Raw genomic sequence first — 20,641 nt, 5'->3', positions numbered from 1 at the left:
CCGGGCACGCCCGCGGGGAGCAACGCGCCGGCCGCGCCGACCGCGGCACAGCCGAATGTCGATCCCACCCAGGTACTCACGGCCATCACCACCGGTCTGCAGACCGCTATGCAACTCGGCACGTCGGCGTTGCAGGTGGTGATGCAGATGTGGCAGGGCCAGGGCGCGGAGCAGGCCGCCTCGACGGGTGCGCGGGCGGAGTCCTCCGGCAGTCAGCTGGCCACCCAGAGCACCGGGCAGAAGTCGATTCTCGGCGCGGGCGCGACCTCGGTCTTCACCGGCGGCGCGCTGATGGCGGCCGTGATGGACAAGTACATGACCACGATGGCGCTCACCGCACCGGCCTTGTCGGTGCCCGGCGGAGCGGCGTTCATGGTCGCCGAGACCGCCGAGGCCATCGCCGAGGCGCTGGCGGTGATCACCAAGACGCGAGTGGAGCTGACGATCCACTCCGCCAACATGGTCGAGGCCGGTCAGAAGGTGGAGGTCAGCTCCACGCCCACGGGCGTCAACGCGGCCACCGAGGCGTCGACCGCGGCGGACACCGCGTCGGCGGCGTCGTCTTCGTCCAGCAGTGAACTGCAACAGCTCATGCAGCTGATTTCGCCGATGAGCCAATTGCTCACCACCGGAGTGCAATCGGCGACGCAGCTGGGCGAGGCGGCCAAGACGCTCATCCCGGGTGTGTCCACCACGCCGACAGCCGCTCCGGTCTCCGCCGACAAGGCATCCGCGCTCGGCGCGTACAAGGGCTCGGACTCGAAGAGCTCGTCCGCCGGTGGCGAGGGCGGCGGGGGTGGTGTCGGCGGTATCGCCGGAGTCCCCGCGACGCCGCTCACCCCGTACATCGGCACCCAGCTGGCCGGTGGTTCCACCTTCGGGCCCGGCGGTGCCGCGGCAGCATCCGAGGCGTTGGCGGCCGAGCCGGTGGCGACCTCGTCGCAGCTGTCCGGCACCAGCCCCGGGGTGATGCCGATGAGCGGCGCGGGCGCGGCCGCCGCCGCGGCCAAGGGGGTGGGCGCGGGCGACGCCGGTGGCGGCGTGAACGGCAATCTGGTCACCAGCTCGAACGGGGACGCGGTCGTCGGTGACCTCGAGGGCGCGACCCTGCCGGTGGTCGGGGCCTACGTCCGGGCCGTCGAGGCGCCACCCGACAAAGAACTGACGTTGTGATGGTGCAGCGGAAATCAAGTGGAGGGATCGTCATGACAGACAACAACTTCGACGGGGTCTACTTCAGCCCGGCCGCCGCGACCGACGCCGCGGGCCGCCTCGACGCGCTGGCCCAGCGCCTGGAGCAGGACCTGCAGACCAGCAAGACCGCGCTGACCGTTCCGGCGGCCGGTACCGACGAGGTCTCGGTGCGCGCGGCCCACACGATGAACGATGTCGCGGGCTCGTTCTCGACCAGCGCGGACGCGGGCGTGCTCGAACTGCAGAAGCTGGCCGCCTCGCTGCGGGCCCAGGTCACCCACTTCGGCCGGGTCGAGAGCGAGAACAGCACCGGAATCGAGCAGGCGCGGTCGGTCTAGATGATCGAACCACCGCAGCCCGGTTTCACCGGGGTCGTCTGGGAGGCGCGCGAACCCGACAGGCTCGCACGCGATCTCGATACCGGCCCCGGCCCACTTCCGATGGCCGAGGCCGGTGCCACCTGGTCCCGTCTGGCCACCAGCTTCGGTGCTGCGGCGGTCGAGTACGAGGCCATCATGGTCAGCTTGCGCGGTGCGTGGCAGTCGACGGCCAGTGTCGGTGTGCACGACCGCATTTCGGCGTTGCGCGATTGGCTGGCCGGCGCCGCGCAGGCGGCGGCCGCCAATGCCGCCAAGGCGCAGGAGCACGCCGCGGCCAATGAGCTCGCCCGCCTGACGATGCCGAATATGGCTGATATCAAGGCAATTCAGGAAGCGCAGCAGATGTTGCAGCAGATCGGCATCTCGCTGGGCGCGCCGATCCAGGCGATCGCGGCGGTCACCGACACCGATTCGGATATCGCCAAGGCCACCGCGTCGCGGGTGATGCGCGTCTACGAGGCGGCCACCGAACCGCTGGCCACCCCGTGGGTGCAGGATCATCCGCCGGAGCTGACCTCCGGCACCGCGCTGGCGGCCGAGCAGGCCGGTGCCCAGGTGCCGAAACTGCCCGAGCCCGAGGGGGTTCCGGTGCTGCCGCCGAGTTTCGATCCCGCGGCGTTCGCCATCACCCCGCCGATGAAGACCGCTTATCGCGCACCGTCTTTCGTGGAATCGACGACCGCCGCCGAGGAGGCCGCGGAGGTGGTCCCGGCGTCCGCGACGAGCCAGATTCCCGCCGGCGGCATTCCGGGAGCGGTCGCACCGGGTGCCGCGGCCGCGGGGTTGCAGAACGAGGAGCATCGCGCCGGAATCGCCGTCGAGGGTGCGGACGCGATCGGCATCGACAACGGAATCGTCAGTGCCCCAGCGGTTCTCGGTGGTTCGCCCGCCGGTCCGCAGCAGAGCGCGCCCGGTAACGCCCAGTCCGGGGCGGCCTGATGGCGACACTCACCAATGACGGCCTGTTCGCGGTGGCCGAACGGCTCGGCGTGCAGACCCTGCCGTTGGTGCTCGCCGTTGCGCCGCAGCATGATTCGTATGAGGAATGGCAGGCCGCGCAGGAGGAGGCGGTGGCCGGACTGACCGATGCCGGGGTGTTCGATTCCTACGGCGAGGTGAGTTCGGATCTGGCGCAGGCGTTGTTCGTCCTGGCGCAACCCGAACGCGAACTGGTGGCGCGGATCTATCGCGTCGCGCCCGATCGCGCGGGCGAGGCGGCCGACGCCCCTGCCGACGTGGTGCGAGTGTGCTTGGCGCGCAGGGGAGAAGACCATGCGATCGCCGTGCGCACCGGCGACGATTTCGAGTTGCGGACCTTCTGGTCCGACGGTTCGGGCGATTCGCTGGCCCGTCCGCTGCTCGGAGCGCTCGGGACGTGCGCACCGGCCGAGATCCCCGATTTCAGTGTGCTGTCCCATGATCTGAGCGAGCGGCTCAGCGAGGCGAGCACCGCGACGGAGTACGCCGACGCCTGCTACGCGCTCGGCGTGCCCGACCGGGAGGCCACCATTCTGGGTCTGGCCTTCGAATCCTGTTATGCCTACGCCGAAATCGTGGCCTATACGCACGAGGACGGCATAGCCACCCGGACACCGGGCGCCGTCGCGATGTACGACACCGGCCGCGGCCGGATTATCGCCATTCCGGGGCTGGCGCCCGATCAACAGTCTTGGTCGACGGTCACGCCGGGCACCGATCACCGGATCGCGCAGGCGATTTCGGCGCTGATCGAGATGTTGCCCGGGGAAAGGTGGCTGCGGCTATAAGTTCTGAAATATGTCCCGAAGTCTTCTATTCTGAAGAGGTCGGATGACCTCCGAGCAGCACTGAACCGTGATGAAAGGTTGGGAAAATGGCAGGCGCAGTCGGTCTTGATAAGGCCGCCATCGAAAAGGTGGCCAACGACATGGACACCTCGATCAACAACATCCGTAGCCACATCCAGAAGATCGAAGATGCCGCCGATGCCGCCAAGGCCGGATGGCACGGCGATGCGAACGCCTCGTTCGTGAAGTCCGCCACCCAGTGGCACGAGGAGGCCGAGACGCTCAAGGCCAACCTCACCGCGCTGCACCAGGCCGTTGTCGACGGCAAGAACAAGCTGCTGTCGATGGACCAGAGCAACGCCTGATCATCTCTTGCGGGTCTCGGCCGACGCCGGGGCAGTCCTGCCGCATCCCGAAATTTCCCGATGAGGAGATACATCCATGAGCGATATCCTTTACGACCCCGCCACGATGAACACGCTGTACGACGACCTGCAGCACTCCGGTTCGCAGCTCAAGCAGGAGGGCCAGAACCTCGAGCAGAACGCCACCGCGTTCCACAACGCGCTGCAGGGTGACAATGCGTCGTCCAACTTCGACTCGGTGCACAAGAAGTGGTCGGACGAGTTCAGCCAGCACCTGGGCGTTCTCGACCAGCTGTCCAACTCGGTCGAGGAGGCGCTGCACCGCGCGCTGGCGGCCGACTCCGCGGTCGGCGACGGCTTCCACGTCTTCTGATCCGAACGCATATCCCCGAAAGGCCGTTCGGAGTCGATCCTCCGAACGGCCGTCGGCATTTCTACTTCCGGGCCGCGCGAAAAGTTCTCGCGCGGCCTGCTCTGTTGTCCGGCAGCGTCATCGCGGTGCCGCGGGCCGCTGTAATAGCGGGTGCGTCCGGTGTGATTCCGCGGGAATTTCATTGTGCGCGAACGAATTTTTTCATTTACTGAATTTTCGGGGGGTGGGGGCCGGTTTCCCGCCGATGTCGCGATCATGAACAGTCGCTGATTTTTTCCGTTCACATATGTGACTGCGCATCCACATATGTGACTGATTCGGAAACGGGCGTACATCGATATTCCCGCCGACGCACGGGAATTCAGCGTGTGGCGAGCGATTCCCCGATGTACTGCATCTCGTCCGGTGTGGTGACCATGTGCACCGTCGCCGAATCGGTCGCGGTGCGGACGGTGATCATATTCGGCGACGCGGGATCCTGCAGCAGCGTGACATCGGCGTCGAACGGACTCGCCGGACCGTTCTCCTCGCGCACGTGCAGAATGGTCGCCCCGCCCGGCAGCGCGGTCGGGGTGATGCCGTCGAAGACCACGACAGTCGTTGTGGGATAAGAACTTCCGGGTTGCATCGCGGGCGCGGGCGGATGGTGGCTCGCGCCCGCCGAACGCGGCGCGAGCGAGAGTGAATGCGGCGCGGCCACACTCGCGACCATGGCGTTCCAGGCGTCCGGGCGCACGGTGTGCACCACCGTGTGCGCGCCCAGCGCGATCGCCCGCAGCACCACCTGCTGCGCCAGGTCGAGCTTGCCGATGACCTCCAGATGCCTTGTGCCCTCACCGATCAGCGGCACCGCGATGCCCTGCCCGGTCAGATCCGCGCCGATCAGCTGCCCGCATCCCGCGGTGGGCACCGCAAGCCCGTCCAGCGCGTCCAGAGGGCCGCGATAATCCTCCGGGGCATCTCCGGGAGCCACCGCGATGGGCAGGCTGTCCAGGAACGCGCGCAGCTGCTGTCCGGGCAGCCGCCGCAGACCCGGCACCGGCGGATCGGCCGGATTGCTCAGGGTGTCGAACCGCACCAGCGCGTGCAGTGCGATGCCCGGCCGGATCTCGTCCCGCGCGCTGCGCACGGCCTGCGGGCGCAGCCGCACGGTGATGGTCGTGGAAAGGCTCTGCGCGGCCCACAGATCGGCGAAACCGGGGGAGGCGATCAGATCCCGCCCGATCGCGTAACTGGTCAGGTGCAGGCCCTGGTATTCGAGCGTATTCGGCGATTCGGTGAACTGGTCCGGCGTGATGCCGTGCGTGAGTTGCCTTACCGCACTGTTGATCTCACCCGCGGTGAGCACCGAGACGGTGATGTCGCGCGCGGCGAGCCGATTGGCGACCCGGCGGGTGGCGATGATCGCCGCGCGCAGCGCCCCGGCTCCGCCGCCGCCGCGATTGTCCACCGCCTCGGCATTGGCCAGCGGATCGAATCGCAACACCAGCCACACCGTGCGCCGCGCGATCGCGGGCAGCGGGCCGAGGATGCGGTCGTAGAGCCAGGCCACCGCGCCGTTGCCCGCGGTGCGCGCGCCGGTGCTGATGACGTCGATGGAATCCAGCGTGATGTCGAATTGTCCTAGGCAGTTCGCGATCTCGCTGAGCGGCAACTCCTGGTTCGACCCGAGCGAGCCCGGGCGCAGCCAGGTCATCGAGTCCGGCGGCGGTTCGATCCGCAGCATGCTGATCAGCCGATCGTCATCCCAGCGCACGCCGTAGCTGCCGCCCTCGGGCAGCGGGACGTCGAATGTCTCCGGCGGCTCGGCGCTGGGATCGTGCCGCCACCGGTTCCAGCGAAAGGAGATGGCGCCGCCGATGATTCCGGCGAGGTTGCGCGGCTGACGGCGACGCAGCGGCACGAGTCCGATCAGCGCTACGACGACGCCGATCGGGACGATCTCGTACCACGGCAGAGCGCAGGCGGTGGCGATCCAGCCCGCGAGCGCGGCCAGCAGCAGCACCGGAACCACTTGGCGCAGTGGGAAATCCCGGAACACCCAGAAGTCCTGATCGTGCAGCGCGATCGGTGGGCGGACGCTGCGCCCCGCGCCGCCGTTCTGCGACGAGCGCCCGTCGGCCGATCCGGATTCGGATTCCTCGGGTCCGGTGTACACGATCGCTTCTTCGACCATCGTTTCCTCTTCAATGGAGCCGGCCTGTACGGCCGGAAGCGCGCTGCGAATGGCCGGTTTCACGGACCACGTTACTGTGTTCGGCCTGTGAGTGGCGGTCGACCCGTGCAACCGCCTAGTCTTTTCCTTGCGGGGAGTCTCCTTGATGGGCGGCCATACCTGCGCGTTCGACCGATGCCCTACCGTTCGAGGGAGATCCAGTGCCGGCACAGCTGACAACTCGGGCACAGGTCAATGGATATCGCTTCCTGTTGCGCCGCCTCGACCACGCGCTGGTCCGGCGGGATGTGCGGATGCTGCACGATCCCATGCGCTCACAGTCCCGTTCGCTGATCATCGGCGCCATCCTGGGCGTGATCGCGGTGGCCGGTTGCGTGATCCTGTCGTTCATCCATCCGCAGGGTTCGGTCGGCAAGGCGTCGATCATCGTCGGCAAGGACAGCGCGGCGCTTTTCGTGCTGGTCAAGGATCAGTCCGGGAATCAGACCCTGCATCCGGCCATGAATCTGGCCTCGGCCCGGCTGATCAGCGGCAGTAACGAAACACCCACCTCGGTCAAGGATTCCAAGCTGTCCTCCTATCCGCGCGGTCCGCTGCTGGGTATTCCGGGTGCGCCGAACGCGTTGCCGGGGACCTCGCAGGGCGATCATTCGGATTGGTCGCTGTGCGAGTCGGTCGCCCTGTCGGCGAGCGGCAGCGCGACGAGTTCCTCGGCCGTCACCACGACTGTTGTTGCCGGACAACCCGAACTGGGCAGCCAGGCGCGGACCGCGGACCCGGGGGAGGCGGTGCTGGTCCGGCACGACGACAAGACCTATCTGCTCTACGACGGTAAGCGTGCGGAGATCGATCCCACCGATACCGTGATGGCCCGCACCCTGAACCTGGGCGCGCACCCGACGCGGCCGACCGGCACCGGCCTGCTGGACGTCGCGGTCCCGGTGCCGCCGCTGGCCCCGCCGAAGATCCCGGACGCCGGTCGTCCGGGACCGGGGAAACTGTCGAATGTGCCTGTGGGCGGGGTGATCTCGGTCGCGCCGCTGGACGGCGGCGGCGCCTCGGATCTGTACGTGGTGCTGGCGAACGGCGTGCAGCACATCGGCCCGTTCGTCGCGCAGCTGATCCGCAACGACGATTCGCACGGGATGAGCGAGATCAAGACGGTCCCGCCGGACGTGCTCGACGGCGTCCCCGTGGTGACCACCCTGAATCTGGGCCATTTCCCCACACAGGTGCCGAAAATCGTTTCCGCCGAGGATGATCCGGTGACCTGCGTGCACTGGAACAAGAGTTCGGGCCTGGCCACCGAGCAGGTCGAGTCGAGTAATCCGGCGGACAAGGCAGAGGTCTCCCTGGTGCTGGGAACTCAACTGCCGCTGCGAAATTCGGAGCATCCGGTCAAGCTGGCCACCTCGTCCGGCAGCGGCGATCACGTCGACGAGGTGTTCGTCCAGCCGATGACGGGTGAGTTCGTGCAGACCACCGGGATGGATTCGGGCAGCCTGCGCCGGGACAGCCTGTTCTACATCACCGACGACGGAATCCGTTACGCCATACCGGATCTGGCGACCGCACAGATGCTCGGCCTGGGCAAGACGCCGCATCTGGCACCGTGGGCGATCGTGGGCCAGCTGGTCCCGGGGCCGACGCTGTCGCGCACATCGGCGCTGGAGAGTTACGACAGCGTGCCGCCCAGCGCGTCGAGTTCGGACGACTCGTCGAACACCACCACCGCGTCAAACTGAGGGTCGCGGAACCGAAACAGCAGCGGCTCTGTCACTTTCGAAGTGGATTCGAAAGCAGCAGAGCCGCGGTGACGCTCAGCTCAGGCCGAGCGAGGCGAGAATGGTCACGAGGGCGGCCCGCATGTCCGGCGCCTCGATCCGCATCAGCACCGCCTCGTCCACGTCGGTCAGATCCAGCGAATCATCGTTGGCGAGGCGGAATTCGCGTTCCTCCTCGGCGGCTTCGATGACGTTACGGATGAAACGACCGTTACCGGCCAGGTCGACCCCGCGACGCGGCTGGCCGTTCTGATCGGTGCTCTCCATCTCGTACAGCCGTTGACACGCCTCGACCAGCAATGCGGTGGCCTCCTCGGCCAGTTCCGAGTCGCGGGACTTGGCGATCACCTCGCCGATCTGCCCCAGTTCCTCGGCGGTGTAGGACGGGAACTGCAGACGCTTTGAGAAACGGGACGCCAGACCGTCGTTGGCGGCCAGCAGGCGGGTGATCTCGCCGTCGTATCCCGCGATGATCACCACGAGCCGATCGCGGTCGTTCTCCATGCGGGCCAGCAGGGTGTCCACGGCCTCACGACCGAAGGCGTCACCGCCGGACAGGCCGGTCTGGATCAGCGTGTACGCCTCATCGATGAAAAGCACACCGTCCATTGCGCTATCGATCAATTTATCGGTTTTTATCGCGGTACTACCCAAATGTTCACCGACGAGATCCATTCGCTTCGCTTCGACGACCTTGTCGGTTTTCAGAATGCCGAGGCCGCAATAGATCTTGGCGACGACGCGAGCGATCGTGGTTTTACCGGTACCGGGCGGGCCGGTGAACGCCAAGTGATTGCCGCGGGATTTGGCCGAAAGGCCCTTCTCCGCACGGATCTTGGCCAGCTGCGCACTCGACTGCAACCGGGCGACCTGGGTTTTCACCGAGACCAGACCGATCTGCCGATCGAGTTCCTTGCGCGCCTCCTCCAGCGTCTTCTTGGCGCGATCCTGGAAGTCCGCCTCCTGCTGCTCCTGCATCGAGGGAGCCGAGTCGGGGTCCCAGCGGTCGGTCCGGGCGGCGATGGTCTCCTTGGAGGTGATGGTGATCCGGTAGGTGCGATCGCGCATCGCCTCGGTGTTGGCGGCGAAATCCGGTGCCTGCGAATAGACCTTCTCGAAGAGCTTCTGCGCCTCTTCCTCGGCCCCGTTCTCGCGCAGGCACAGCCCGCGGCAGAACATGGCGGTGGTGCGCGCGGCCGGAATCGGGCCGTGCTCGGCCATTTCCATGCGGCGGATGGCCTCGCCGAACAGGCCCAGCTGAGCACAGGCCGAACCGACCATGACATGCGCGCCCGCCGCCATGAACGGATCGTCCCACTCGGCCGAACCGGCCAGCACGGTCATCACATCGGGCCAGCGCTGGGTGTTGTAGTGCAGTACGCCGCGCACGTAGGCGGAGATCCGGTTGTCCGGCTCGGTTTCCGGCGCGGGCGCCTGTCCGCGACGGAATTCGGCGAGCTCGTCGAGCACCTGCTCGGCCTCGTCGAACTTCTTGTCGGAGATGAGTTGCGCGGCCTGGGCGACCCAGATCTCGGTGTAGTTCGCCAGCGGGTAGTCGATGTACAGGCCGGTGACGAACCGCCCGGCGAGCTCGCGCGGGCGCAGTCCCAACCGGCGTTGCTCGCGGTAAAGCGTTGCGCCGCTTGTCTTCTGCAGCTGGGTGAGCACCTCCGGGGTCATCTCACCGGCGATGGCCAGGCCGAGCCAGGCATCGCACATCGTGGGATCCCACTCGGTGGCACGCTGGAACGCCAACTTGGCGTACTCCAGGTCGCGCGTGGCCTCCTGTCCATCGATGGTCAGACCCAGCGACAGAACGCCGGCGTCGAAGGCGCGTTGAGCTTGGCGGTTGCTGGTCATAACACTCGAACCCCGAATTTTCTTTTGTGAAGGCCCATTCCGTATCTCTCCTGACCAGCGTACCGATCGCGCACTACTCACCTGTCCGATACATTAGGGTTCGCTGCACAAAGGTCGCAACGCGAAGGCAATTGACGGGGTGAAAGTGGTTCGGCCAGCTGACAGATCGTCGTGTGATACACCGTTGGTTACCGTGGGTCCGGGATCGGCGGCCTCATGACGACGCCATCGCCGGGCGGGCGGACCGCCGCGGAGCCCGAACTCTGCCGAGTCTCGGTCATCGGAGGAAATACGCAGCTGGATGTGGGTTTGCCCACGGCGATCCCGGTGGCCTCGTTCATCGGTGACCTGGTCTCGCTGATCGAATCTCGCAACCCGGACGTCTCGGACGGCGAGGAAGACACCGGCCCGTTGCAGACCCAGCACTGGACGCTGGCGCGGCTCGGGCGCGATCCGATCCCGCCGAGCCGGACCCTGGTCGAGGCCGAGGTGCACGACGGCGATCTGCTCGTGCTGCGCGCGGTGAGCGCCAAGGAGACCCCGGCGCTGTTCGACGACGTCATCGACGCGGTGTCGCGGCTGACCGCGGACACCTTCCGCGGCTGGTCGCCGCAGGCGGCCCGTTGGACGGGCCTGGTCGCCGCCGTGCTGTCCGCGGTCGTGGCGATGCTGCTGCTGGCCGCGGGCCGGTCCCACGTCAACGGTCTGGCCGAGGGGTTCGTCGCGGCCGGTGTCGGGATCGCGGCCATGGTGGCCGCCGCGATCGCGGTGCGCCGCTACAGCGATGCGCTCGCGGGCACCTGGCTGTCGCTGGCCTCGCTGGTGCTGTTGTTCTCCGCCGGTGTGTTCTTCGTACCGGGTGGTCTGGGCAGTCCCCATCTGCTGCTTGGCTTTTCGGTCGCGCTGGTGGCCGCGGCGGTGGGTTATCGCGCGACCGGTATCGGGACGACGTTGTTCCCCCTGGCGATCACCGTCGCGCTGTTCGGCGGGATCGCCGCTGCCGTGCGGATGATCTGGGACGTCGCGCTGTCCGGTATCGGGGGCGGCATGCTGGTGGGCGCGCTGATCGTGATCTCCTCGGTGCCTCGCCTGTCCGCGGTGCTGGCCCGGCTGCCCGTGCCGCACGTGCCGACCGCCGGTGCGGCGATCGATCCGGCCGACCACGAGCCGCGCCCGACCATCGAGGGCATCGGCGCGATCGGCGCGACGGCGCTGCCGTCGGCGGTCGGCCTGGGCCGACGTGCCAAGGCGGCCAACGCATATCAGACCGGCATCCTCGCGGGCTGCACTCTGGCGGCGGTCTTCGGCGCGGTCGCCGCGGCCGATCCGCTCGGCGGGGTGCGCTGGCCGGGTATCGCGCTCGCGGTGGTCACCTCGATCATCCTGGCCCTGCGCGGCCGCTCCTTCGCCGATCTGACCCAGGCCGGTTCGCTGATCGCGGGCGGCGCGGTGATCTTCGTCGCGACGGCGGCCGGTGTGTCACTGGGGGATTCGCGCGCGGTGCTGATCTCGGCGGGGCTGTTGCTGATTTTCGCCGCGGCGGTGGTGGTCTTCGGCGTGATCGGTCCGCACATCGAGATCACCCCGGTGATGCGCCGGATGAACGAGTTGTTCGAATATCTGCTGATCGTGCTGGTGATCCCGCTGGTGTTGTGGATCATGGACGTGTACTCGATGGCCCGCGACATATGACCGGTGCGGGCCCGGTGGGCGGGAAAGGTTACGGCCGCGGTCGTTGCGTGCTCAGGATGCTGTGCGCGGCAACGGTTCTCGCTGCGGCGATATTCGCCGTCCCGGGGCCCGCGAACGCGGTCCAGCCGCCGTCGGTCGATCCCCGGGCACTGGGCGCGGCCCAGGCGCTGAGCGGACGTCCCGCACCGCTCGAGCCCACCGAACAGCGCGAGGTGTGCGCCACGCCGATGCTCAGCGGCGCCGTGCCCAGCGACGCGCCGATCGCGCAGCGGGTGCTGAATCTGCCTGCGGCATGGCAGTTCTCCGAGGGGGCCGGCCAGAAGGTCGCGGTGATCGACACCGGGGTGAACCGGCATCCGCGCCTGCCGAATCTCCAGGCGGGCGGCGATTATGTCTCCAACTCCGACGGCACCTCCGACTGCGACGGGCACGGCACCATCGTCGCGGGCATCATCGCCGGACAGCCCAGTGCGGACGACGGATTCTCCGGCGTCGCACCGCAGGCGCAGATTCTGAGCATCCGCCAGCTGAGTCTGGCCTTCTCGGCCAAGAACAACCGATCCAGCGGGCAGACGCCCGGCGCGATCTCCGATTCCGGATACGGCAACGTGCTCACCCTGTCCGCCGCGGTGGTGCGCGCGACCGATATGGGCGCGACGGTGATCAACATCTCGGAGGTGGCCTGCACGGGCGCGGGGTACGACACCGCTGACGGATCGCTCGGCGCGGCAGTGCAATACGCGTACAACCACAACGTGGTCGTGGTCGCCGCGGCCGGGAACATGCAGTCCGACGGACCCTGCAAGACGCAGAACACCGGATCGGGCTGGGATGGCGTGCAGACGATTCCGAGCCCGGCGTGGTTCGATGAGTATGTGCTGTCGGTCGGCTCGGTGGATCCCAACGGCTCCCCCTCGGAACTGACGCTGCGGGGCCCGTGGATCGGCGCCGCGGCGGTCGGCCGCCAGATCGTTTCGCTGGACAGCAAATCCGGTGGCACCGGCCTGGTGAACTCCGTGCAGAGCAACGACGGCATCCGGCCCATCGAGGGCACCAGTTTCGCCGCGCCCTACGTCGCCGGCCTTGCGGCACTGGTGCGTTCGCGTTTCCCGAAGCTCACCGCCGGGCAGGTCATCGATCGGATCGAGCGCACCGCGCATCATCCCGGTGCGACCCGGGACGACTCGGTCGGCTACGGGATGATCGATCCCGTCGCCGCGATGACCGCGGTACTGCCGGACCGTCCCGTGTCCGCGGGTGCGGATGTCCCACGGGCCATCCCGACGCCCTATTCGCCGCCGCCCGCGGACACTCTGCCGCGCAAGGTCGCCACGATCGGCTCGATCGTCTGTCTGTCCGTGCTGGGAATCGGTATCGCACTGGCGATTCCGCTGCGCCGCCGCCCCGGGACCGCCGCCGATACCCTCGACCACGATCGGTAGGACTCATGATTACCGAAGGTTTCGTCCGCCGTCCGCGTATCGCTCCGCCGCGCGCGCCCGGCGGAGAGGTGACGCTGAGCCCGCCGCCCGAGGTCACCCGGCCGGTGCCCGGCCCGCTGATCTCCAAGCTGATGCCGGTGGTGATGGTCGTCGCGGTCGTCGGCATGCTCGCGATGATGGTGATGATGGGCAGATCGCTGCTCAGCAACCCCATGATGATGATGTTCCCGATGATGATGGTCGTGTCGATGGTCGGCATGATGATGGGCCGCGGCGGCGGTGGCAGCAAGTCCGCCGGTGAGCTCAACGAGGAGCGCAAGGACTACTTCCGCTACCTGGACCAGATCCGTCGCGACGTGCGTAAAACCGGTGTGCGGCAGTTGGATTCGCTGCGCTGGTCCCATCCCGAACCGGTCGATCTGGAATCGCTCGTCGGCACCCGCCGGATGTGGGAGCGCCGCCCCAACGATCCCGACTTCGGGCATGTGCGCGTCGGGGTGGGCAGTCACCGCCTGGCGACGAAACTGGCTCGCCCGGAGACCGGTCCGCTCGAGGACCTCGAACCGGTCTCGACCGTCGCGCTGCGCCGTTTCGTGCGTACCCACTCGGTCGTGCACCAGTTGCCGACCGCGGTTTCGCTGCGCGCCTTCCCGGCGGTCAATATCGAGGGTCCCGACGAGGACTCCCGAATGCTGGTGCGCGCCATGCTGATGGAATTCACCGCATTCCACGGACCCGATCACGTCGCGGTCGCGATCGTCTGCGCGGACCCCGACGGCGATGCGTGGTCGTGGGCGAAATGGCTTCCGCACCTGCAACATCCGACCCATCGCGACGGTATGGGATCGGCACGGATGATGTACGGCTCACTGGGCGAGCTGGAGACCGCGCTGTCGGCCGAGCTGATGGAACGCGGCCGGTTCATGCGCAATCCCCAACCGACACAGGGCCGAACGCATCTGATCGTGATCATCGACGACGGATTCGTCAACGGCACCGAGCGCCTGGTCAGCGAGTCCGGCCTGGACTCGGTGACGGTGCTGGACCTGACCGCGCCGGAGAACGGCCTGGCCGTGCGACGCGGTCTGCAACTGGTCGTCGGCGACGGCGCGGTGAGCGCGCGCAGCGCCGCCGGAGTGGAACGTTTCGCCACGGTGGACGAGGTGAGCACCGCCCAGGCCGAGACCTTCGCCCGCGCGCTGGCGCGGTACCGGATCGCCACCGCCGCGCAGATCGTCAGCCTGGGTGAGGAGACCCGCACCGACCCGGGTCTGATGGCGCTGTTGAAGATTCCCGACGCCGCTCAGATCGAACCGGCCAAGGTGTGGCGTCCGCGTACCGCGCGCGAGCGGCTGCGGGTGCCGATCGGCGTCACCCCCGACGGCACCCCGGTCGAACTCGACATCAAGGAATCGGCCGAGAACGGTATGGGCCCGCACGGATTGTGCATCGGCGCAACCGGTTCGGGTAAGTCGGAGTTCCTGCGCACGCTGGTGCTGTCGATGGTGGCCTCGCACTCCCCGGACGCGCTGAACCTCATCCTGGTCGACTTCAAGGGTGGTGCGACGTTCCTGGGCCTGGATCCGCTGCCGCACGTCGCGGCGGTCATCACCAACCTCGAGGCCGAGCTCTCGATGGTCGACCGTATGAAGGACGCGCTGGCCGGTGAGATGAACCGCCGCCAGGAACTGCTGCGGTCCTCGGGCAACTTCGCGAACGTCACCGATTACGAGAAGGCCCGTGCCGCCGGGGCCGCGCTGGATCCGCTGCCCGCACTGTTCGTCGTGGTCGACGAGTTCTCCGAATTGCTCTCGCAGAAGCCGGATTTCGCGGATCTGTTCGTGATGATCGGCCGTCTGGGCCGCTCGCTGCACGTCCATCTGCTGCTGGCCTCGCAGCGACTCGAGGAGAACAAGCTGCGCGGTCTGGACTCGCACCTGTCCTACCGCATCGGTCTGCGCACCTTCTCCGCCAACGAATCTCGCGCCGTGCTGGGTATCACCGACGCCTACCACCTGCCGAGCGTGCCCGGCTCCGGATATCTCAAGACCGATGCCGCGGATCCGTTGCGGTTCAACGCGACCTACGTCTCGGGACCCTATGTCGCCCCGGTGGCGACCGGCCCGGTCGTGGTCGGCGGCCGGACGGTGGGCGGTTCGCCGACGATCTTCACCGCGAGTCATGTGGAGGTTCCCGAACTGCCGCCCGAGCCGGAGCCGGAATTCGATCCGCTCGAGCTGCCCGAACCGCCCACGGCCGAGGAGGGTATCCCGGATTCGCTGCTGACCGTGGTGGTCAAGCGGCTCACCGGGCACGGCCGTCCCGCGCACGAGGTGTGGTTGCCGCCGCTGGACGAATCCCCGTCGGTGGATATGCTGCTGCCCGACCCGGATTGGCGTTCGCCCGCGAACCGGCACGGTCAGCTGTGGATGCCGATCGGCATCATCGACAAGCCGTACGAGCAGCGCCGCGACGTGCTGACCATCCAATTGTCCGGCGCGCGAGGACATGTCGCGGTGGTCGGCGGTCCGCAGTCGGGCAAGTCGACGGCGCTGCGCACCATCATCATGTCCGCGGCCGCGACGCACACTCCCGAACAGGTGCAGTTCTACTGCCTGGACTTCGGCGGCGGCAGTATGGCCGGTCTGGTCGGCCTGCCGCACGTCGGCTCGGTGGCCGGTCGTCTCGACGTGGACCGGGTCCGGCGCACGATCGCGGAGCTGACCTCGCTGATGCGTCAGCGCGAGGAGCGGTTCAGCGAACTGGGCATCGAGTCCATGGCGGAGTTCCGGCGGCGCAAGTTCTCCCAGATCCGTACCGACGGCACCATGCCGCCGGAGGATCCGCTGGCGGCGGACCGGTTCGGTGACGTATTCCTGGTGATCGACGGCTGGGCGACCATCCGCGAGGAGTTCGAGGTACTCGAGCCGCAGATCAATGCCATTGCCGGACAGGGCCTCTCACTCGGCATCCACCTGATGATCGGTGCGTCCCGCTGGGCGGAGATCCGCGCGGTGGTCAAGGACCAGGTCGGTACCCGCCTGGAGCTGCGCCTGGGTGATCCGACGGATTCGGAGATGAATCGGCGTTCGGCGGCGTTGGTTCCGGTCGGCCGTCCCGGCCGCGGTCTGACGCCCGAGGAACTGCACATGCTGATCGCGTTGCCGCGCTTGGACTCCCAGACCGAGACGGGTGATCTGTCCCAGGGCGTCGCGGCCTCGCGCGAGGGCCTGGCGCAGCTGTGGGGCCATCGCAAGGCGCCCGAGGTGCGCATGCTGCCCATGCAGTTCTCCCGCGAGGAGTTGCTGGCCGTGGCCGCCCAGCGCGGTATCGAGCAGAGCCCCACCCGCATCGTCGTCGGGCTCGGCGAGAACGAATTGGAGCCGCTGGTACTGGATTTCGGCACCGAACCGCATCTGTTGGCCTTTGCCGACGTGGAGTGCGGCAAGACCACGCTGCTGCGCAATATCGCGATGGGCATCATCGAGAGCGCCACGCCGGAACAGGCCCGCATCATCATGATCGACTATCGCCGAACCATGCTCGGCGTCGTCGAGGGCGATCAGCTGGCCGGATACTCGACCTCCTCGCAGACCTGCGGGTCGATGGTCGGCGATATCGTCAGATTCCTGTCCGAACGCATCCCCGGCTCGGACATCACCCCGAGGGAGCTGCGCGAACGCAGCTGGTGGAGCGGGCCCGAGATCTACATCCTGGTGGACGATTACGACATGGTGGTGCAGGGCGCGGGCAACCCGCTCACCCCGCTGCTGGAGTATCTGCCGCAGGCCCGCGACATCGGCATGCACCTGATCGTCACCCGCCGAACCGGTGGCGTGTCCCGCGCGCTGTTCGACCCGATCCTCGGCGGTATGAAGAACATGTCCGTCTCCGCGCTGATCATGAGCGGCCCTCGCGACGAGGGCAAGATCATCGGCGACGTGCGCCCGTCCAAACTCCCGCCCGGCCGCGGAATCCTGGTCTCCCGCACCCACGGCCAGGAGATGGTCCAGATCGCCAACCTCCCACCGCTGTAATTTTGGCCGGACGGGGAGCGAGAGACGCCGCTACCAGGCGGGCAGGCGGCGGCGTCCGGCTAGGACGTCGGCGATGAGATCGTCGTAGGCGTCGGCCAATTCGGCGAGGTGATGCCACGCGATGTGCAGGATCTCGTCATTGGCGTCCAGCGTCATCAGGGCGTGGTGGGCCCGGACCGATGCCTCGGCGAGACGGTCGATGACCGAGCCGACGGTTTCGGTGTGCAGGGTCGCGCCGAGGCGATGCTGGGGGATGGACCGGGATATCCAGTCGTCGATCGCCATCACCAATTCGCTTCGGCGCCGCTCGATTTCGAGCAGTGTCGCCGGAGAATGGTCCGGTTCGGATCCGCCGCGCCCGATCAGCCGACGCTCGTGCAGCACCGCGAGATCGCGGGTGAACCACAGCATGGGCCCACCGATCACGCGATAGCCGCGACATGCGCGTAGGAGCAGATCAGAACTCGGCAAAATCTCGCTCACGAAGGTCTGGACCGCGGTCACACTCTGCGGTGCGTCGGGCACTGCTGCCACGACCACCGTCTGAGATGTCTCCGAACCCGCCACGTTGCCTCGCCGTCATCGCAGTACAGCACCCGTTCAGGACGTTCATTACAATAAACCTCTGAAGCGGGGTGTCAAGGGTCGCACGGCATGTCAGCACCAGGGGTAAACTCCTTTACCTTGAAGTAACAACCCGTAGGAGCGAGATGGCGGACGGTCCGAGGTATCAACGGATCGCAGATCTCCTCCGCGAGGAGATCCGCATCGGCAGGTGGAAGCCGGGCGATCGGCTCCCCAGCCACAACGAGCTGGCCGAACAAATGCAGGTGTCGATTACGACCGCGCGCAACGCGATTCAGGTCCTGGTCGCCGAGAACCTGCTCTACACAGCCACTTCGCGCGGCACCATCGTGCGCAGTCAGGAAGTGCTGGAATCGGTCGTCACGACCCCGCTCCGGCCCGATCGCCCGAAATCCTCGCAGGACATCTTCTCCGAGATCGCGCGGGCGGCCGGTCGTGAACCGGCGAAACATTTCACCGCCCGAATGGAACCGGCCGGTCCGGATGTGGCATTGTGGCTGGGTGTTCCGGAGGATTCCTGGGTCGTCGCGCGCACGGTCGTGCAGTACCTGGACAACGAGCCGTGGTCCTGGGAGGTCAGCTTCTATCCACGCGACCTTGCGGAGGCCACCGGTGTGGACTCCCCGCGCGACATCCCCGAGGGCACCACGCGCCGCCTGGCCGAGCGCGGTCATGCCGAGTCCGCGCATCGCGACACCGTCATCGCCCGCCCCGCGACCGCCGAGGAGGCGGACGTGCTGGGGGTAGGGACGGGCACTCTGCTGCTGGACCATCTGCGCATCGGTGCGAACGGTTCGCGGATCACCCGCGCGACCAGGCACCGTTCCATCGCCGCGCGCAACCGTCTGGCCTACGAACTCGGCGACGACGCCGGCACCGAACTCATCCGCAAGACCCTGGGCGCGCAGAATCCCCCGGGCAACGCCCATTCCTTCGGTAACTCGTTGGTGCCCGGATCGCCATGACAGTCCGCATCCGCCAGGCCACGCTGGCCGACCTCGGCACCATATGCCGACTACGGCTCCAACGAACGGCCTGGCTTGCGGCACGCGGGTCCGATCAGTGGACCAGACAGGGTCGAGGGCTTCCCATCGAAATATTTGCCCACGTGGTCGGGCGGGCAGTGCATGCCGGGGAAACCTGGATCGCCGAGGACCGCGGCGAATCGGTGGGCACCATCACGGTGAACGACCGTGCGGACGAAGGACTCTGGACACCGTGCGAAACCGCCGAGGCGGTGATCGTCCACTACATGATCGTCGATCTGCGTTTCGCCGGAAACCGCATCGGCTCCCAGATGCTGGCCCACGCCGCCGCCCTGGCCCGGGCCCGCCACCGCACCTGGGTCCGTCTCGACGCCTGGACCACCAACACCGATCTGCACGACTACTACCTGCGCGCGGGATTCCGCCTGGCCCGGCTGGCGGGCCCCGAAGCCTCCGGCCCCTCCACGGCCCTGTTCGAACGCCGCGCCGACTCCTGGCTCCCCGCGGTCGTTCCCCGCCTTCCGTTGCAAGCCGACAGCGTCATCCGCTCGGCCTCCCCAAGCTGAGACTGCTTGTGCCGCTTCGGATTTCATTTCGTGCGCCGCGCCCGGACCCGTGGACGCGCTCCGAAGTCTCCGATCCCGCGATTCGCAGCGCTTCCGCGTGGGTTCGCGCGGCACTCGGGGCTGCCCGCGGCATGATCATCAGCGGGTGTCCGATGTTGTCCCGCAGGTGATTTCAGCCGATTTCGACGGACGCGCCGGACGGTATCCGGTGGTATGGGGCTCCGATGCCGGGGCCGTCGTCGCCCAGGAAACCGGCGATCATCGTGGTGCCGATGTCGTTGAGCGCGCCGTCGTGGACGGCGAGCGCCTGGCGTGGGGCCACTTCCCGCACGTAGTCGATCAGCTGTCCGGTGCTGGACCAGGGGCCGTGCACGGGTAGCAGCAGGGTGTCGACGGCGACGTCGGGGACGGTGAGAGCGTCGCCAGGATGGAACAGGGTGTCGTCGATCAGGAATCCGATGTTGCCGACGCGTGGGAGATCGGGGTGGATGACCGCGTGCCAGGTGCCGTACACCTTCACCTCCCGGCCCGCGGCGGTGAAGACCTCGCCCGCGCCGACAGCGGTGACTCGCGCACCCAGGCCGTCCAACTCGCGGGCGACGGATGTGTTGGTCCAGATCCGCAAGGCCGGATTCTGTTGTGTGGCTTCGCGAAGCGTCTCCTCGGAGAAGTGGTCGAAGTGCTCGTGGGTGACCAGCACCGCGTCGGCGCCCTCCAGCGCCCGCGGATCGGTGAGACCGCCCGGGTCGACCACCAGACGCTGACCGTCGACTTCGACGCGGACACAGGCATGACCGAACTTGATGAGCTGCATGACCCCTCCACCTTTCAAATTATACAACCAAACTGTACAACTAGATTGTACAATTTGGTTTCACTGTCTCGGTACGATGGGATGGTGAGTGATGCACTGGCCGAAGAGTTGCGGCATGCGATCGGCGGTCTGGTCCGTGCCGTGCGGGCCGTCGACACCATGTCGGCCGGGGAGGCCGCGGTCCTCGGCTATCTCGACCGCGACGGCCCGCACACCACCGCCGAACTGGCGCATCGGCGCAAGGTGACGCATCAGTCGGCCGCCAAATCCGTCAAAGAACTGATCGGGGCCGGTCTGGTGCGTGCCGAACCGCACCCCGACGACGGCCGCAAACACCTGCTGTACATCACCGATACCGGCCGGGACCGCCTGCGGCGGGAACGCGCTCAGCGCGCCACGTCGCTCGACAGCGCCATCCGCGACACGCTCACCCCGCAGGAGCGGCAACGGCTGCGAGACTGCGTGCCCCTCCTGACTCGCCTGACCGCTCGCCTGAACGAATAGTGATCAGGACGCACACCTCGACGCGATCGTCCACGGTCCGAGCGCGGCGGCGCGCGATATGCGAGAGCGAAATCTCCTGCGCCGCAGTCGATTCGATGCGCAGGCCCAGCGTCGCTC

The 20,641-nt window shown here is 67.5% G+C and carries 17 protein-coding genes; 13 read left to right on the top strand and 4 right to left on the bottom strand.

The features are described 5' to 3' along the window. From NM2_RS50325 to NM2_RS26985, 6 genes are all read left to right on the top strand, one after another. Positions 1–1,173: hypothetical protein (locus tag NM2_RS50325; RefSeq protein WP_067674198.1), on the top strand; the 1,173-nt coding region annotated here is incomplete at its 5' end. 32 nt (positions 1,174–1,205) lie between these two features. Then, positions 1,206–1,532 carry a PE family protein gene (locus NM2_RS27005; RefSeq protein ID WP_067674196.1) on the top strand — a complete coding sequence of 109 codons (327 nt, stop codon included), beginning with the start codon at positions 1,206–1,208 and terminating at the stop codon, positions 1,530–1,532. After that, a complete protein-coding gene (locus NM2_RS27000) occupies positions 1,533–2,513 on the top strand; it encodes a PPE domain-containing protein (RefSeq protein ID WP_067674194.1) in 981 nt (326 codons plus the stop codon). It begins immediately after the preceding gene. Beyond that, positions 2,513–3,340: an ESX secretion-associated protein EspG gene (locus NM2_RS26995; RefSeq protein ID WP_067674192.1), complete on the top strand. Its 828-nt coding sequence runs from the start codon at positions 2,513–2,515 to the stop codon at positions 3,338–3,340. Before NM2_RS27000 ends, NM2_RS26995 begins: the two co-directional genes overlap by 1 nt. Before the next feature lie 86 nt (positions 3,341–3,426). Beyond that, the gene (locus NM2_RS26990) at positions 3,427–3,705 is read left to right on the top strand and encodes a WXG100 family type VII secretion target (RefSeq protein WP_067674190.1); all 279 of its coding nucleotides are present in this window, start codon (positions 3,427–3,429) and stop codon (positions 3,703–3,705) included. A 76-nt stretch (positions 3,706–3,781) separates the two neighbouring features. Beyond that, on the top strand, positions 3,782–4,078 hold the full coding sequence (locus NM2_RS26985; RefSeq protein ID WP_067674188.1) for a WXG100 family type VII secretion target: 297 nt from the start codon (positions 3,782–3,784) through the stop codon (positions 4,076–4,078). Between the two features lie 361 nt (positions 4,079–4,439). Here NM2_RS26985 and eccE read toward each other — a convergent pair whose 3' ends face one another. After that, entirely contained in the window at positions 4,440–6,254 is a 1,815-nt protein-coding gene (gene eccE / locus NM2_RS26980) for a type VII secretion protein EccE (protein ID WP_084531594.1), read from the bottom strand. Between the two features lie 200 nt (positions 6,255–6,454). Between eccE and eccB the strand changes: the two genes are divergently transcribed. Continuing rightward, positions 6,455–7,999, top strand: coding sequence for a type VII secretion protein EccB (eccB, locus tag NM2_RS26975; protein WP_067674186.1), 1,545 nt, complete (start codon positions 6,455–6,457; stop codon positions 7,997–7,999). Positions 8,000–8,074: 75 nt separating this feature from the next. On the opposite strand, the gene eccA is transcribed toward eccB, so the two are convergent. Further along, positions 8,075–9,898: a type VII secretion AAA-ATPase EccA gene (gene eccA / locus NM2_RS26970; protein ID WP_067674183.1), complete on the bottom strand. Its 1,824-nt coding sequence runs from the start codon at positions 9,896–9,898 to the stop codon at positions 8,075–8,077. A 216-nt stretch (positions 9,899–10,114) separates the two neighbouring features. Here eccA and eccD point away from each other — a divergent pair, with 216 nt between their 5' ends. From eccD to eccCa, 3 genes are read left to right on the top strand one after another with little or no spacing between them, the layout of a single operon-like run. Then, positions 10,115–11,590, top strand: coding sequence for a type VII secretion integral membrane protein EccD (eccD, locus tag NM2_RS26965; RefSeq protein ID WP_067674181.1), 1,476 nt, complete (start codon positions 10,115–10,117; stop codon positions 11,588–11,590). 56 nt (positions 11,591–11,646) lie between these two features. Further along, a complete protein-coding gene (gene mycP / locus NM2_RS26960; protein ID WP_067674217.1) occupies positions 11,647–13,032 on the top strand; it encodes a type VII secretion-associated serine protease mycosin in 1,386 nt (461 codons plus the stop codon). 5 nt (positions 13,033–13,037) lie between these two features. Then, positions 13,038–17,069 carry a type VII secretion protein EccCa gene (gene eccCa, locus NM2_RS26955; RefSeq protein ID WP_067674179.1) on the top strand — a complete coding sequence of 1,344 codons (4,032 nt, stop codon included), beginning with the start codon at positions 13,038–13,040 and terminating at the stop codon, positions 17,067–17,069. A 30-nt stretch (positions 17,070–17,099) separates the two neighbouring features. Here eccCa and NM2_RS26950 read toward each other — a convergent pair whose 3' ends face one another. Then, positions 17,100–17,603, bottom strand: a complete 504-nt coding sequence (locus NM2_RS26950; RefSeq protein WP_067674215.1) for a DUF4254 domain-containing protein — start codon at positions 17,601–17,603, stop codon at positions 17,100–17,102. Positions 17,604–17,779: 176 nt separating this feature from the next. On the opposite strand from NM2_RS26950, the gene NM2_RS26945 reads away from it, so the two are divergent. Together NM2_RS26945 and NM2_RS26940 are read left to right on the top strand one after the other, a co-directional pair. Then, positions 17,780–18,619, top strand: coding sequence for a GntR family transcriptional regulator (locus NM2_RS26945; protein ID WP_084531586.1), 840 nt, complete (start codon positions 17,780–17,782; stop codon positions 18,617–18,619). A 143-nt stretch (positions 18,620–18,762) separates the two neighbouring features. Continuing rightward, on the top strand, positions 18,763–19,206 hold the full coding sequence (locus NM2_RS26940; RefSeq protein WP_245718236.1) for a GNAT family N-acetyltransferase: 444 nt from the start codon (positions 18,763–18,765) through the stop codon (positions 19,204–19,206). 172 nt (positions 19,207–19,378) lie between these two features. On the opposite strand, the gene NM2_RS26935 is transcribed toward NM2_RS26940, so the two are convergent. Beyond that, positions 19,379–20,020: an MBL fold metallo-hydrolase gene (locus tag NM2_RS26935; RefSeq protein ID WP_067674175.1), complete on the bottom strand. Its 642-nt coding sequence runs from the start codon at positions 20,018–20,020 to the stop codon at positions 19,379–19,381. Positions 20,021–20,104: 84 nt separating this feature from the next. Between NM2_RS26935 and NM2_RS26930 the strand changes: the two genes are divergently transcribed. Beyond that, positions 20,105–20,524 carry a MarR family winged helix-turn-helix transcriptional regulator gene (locus NM2_RS26930; RefSeq protein ID WP_218025996.1) on the top strand — a complete coding sequence of 140 codons (420 nt, stop codon included), beginning with the start codon at positions 20,105–20,107 and terminating at the stop codon, positions 20,522–20,524. Positions 20,525–20,641: the final 117 nt, after the last annotated feature.

The sequence above is a fragment of the Nocardia miyunensis NBRC 108239 genome (assembly GCF_001613065.1).
Taxonomy (GTDB): domain Bacteria; phylum Actinomycetota; class Actinomycetes; order Mycobacteriales; family Mycobacteriaceae; genus Nocardia; species Nocardia miyunensis.
Note: the sequence above shows the minus strand (reverse complement) of the source record. Positions and strands in the feature narration are given on the sequence as shown.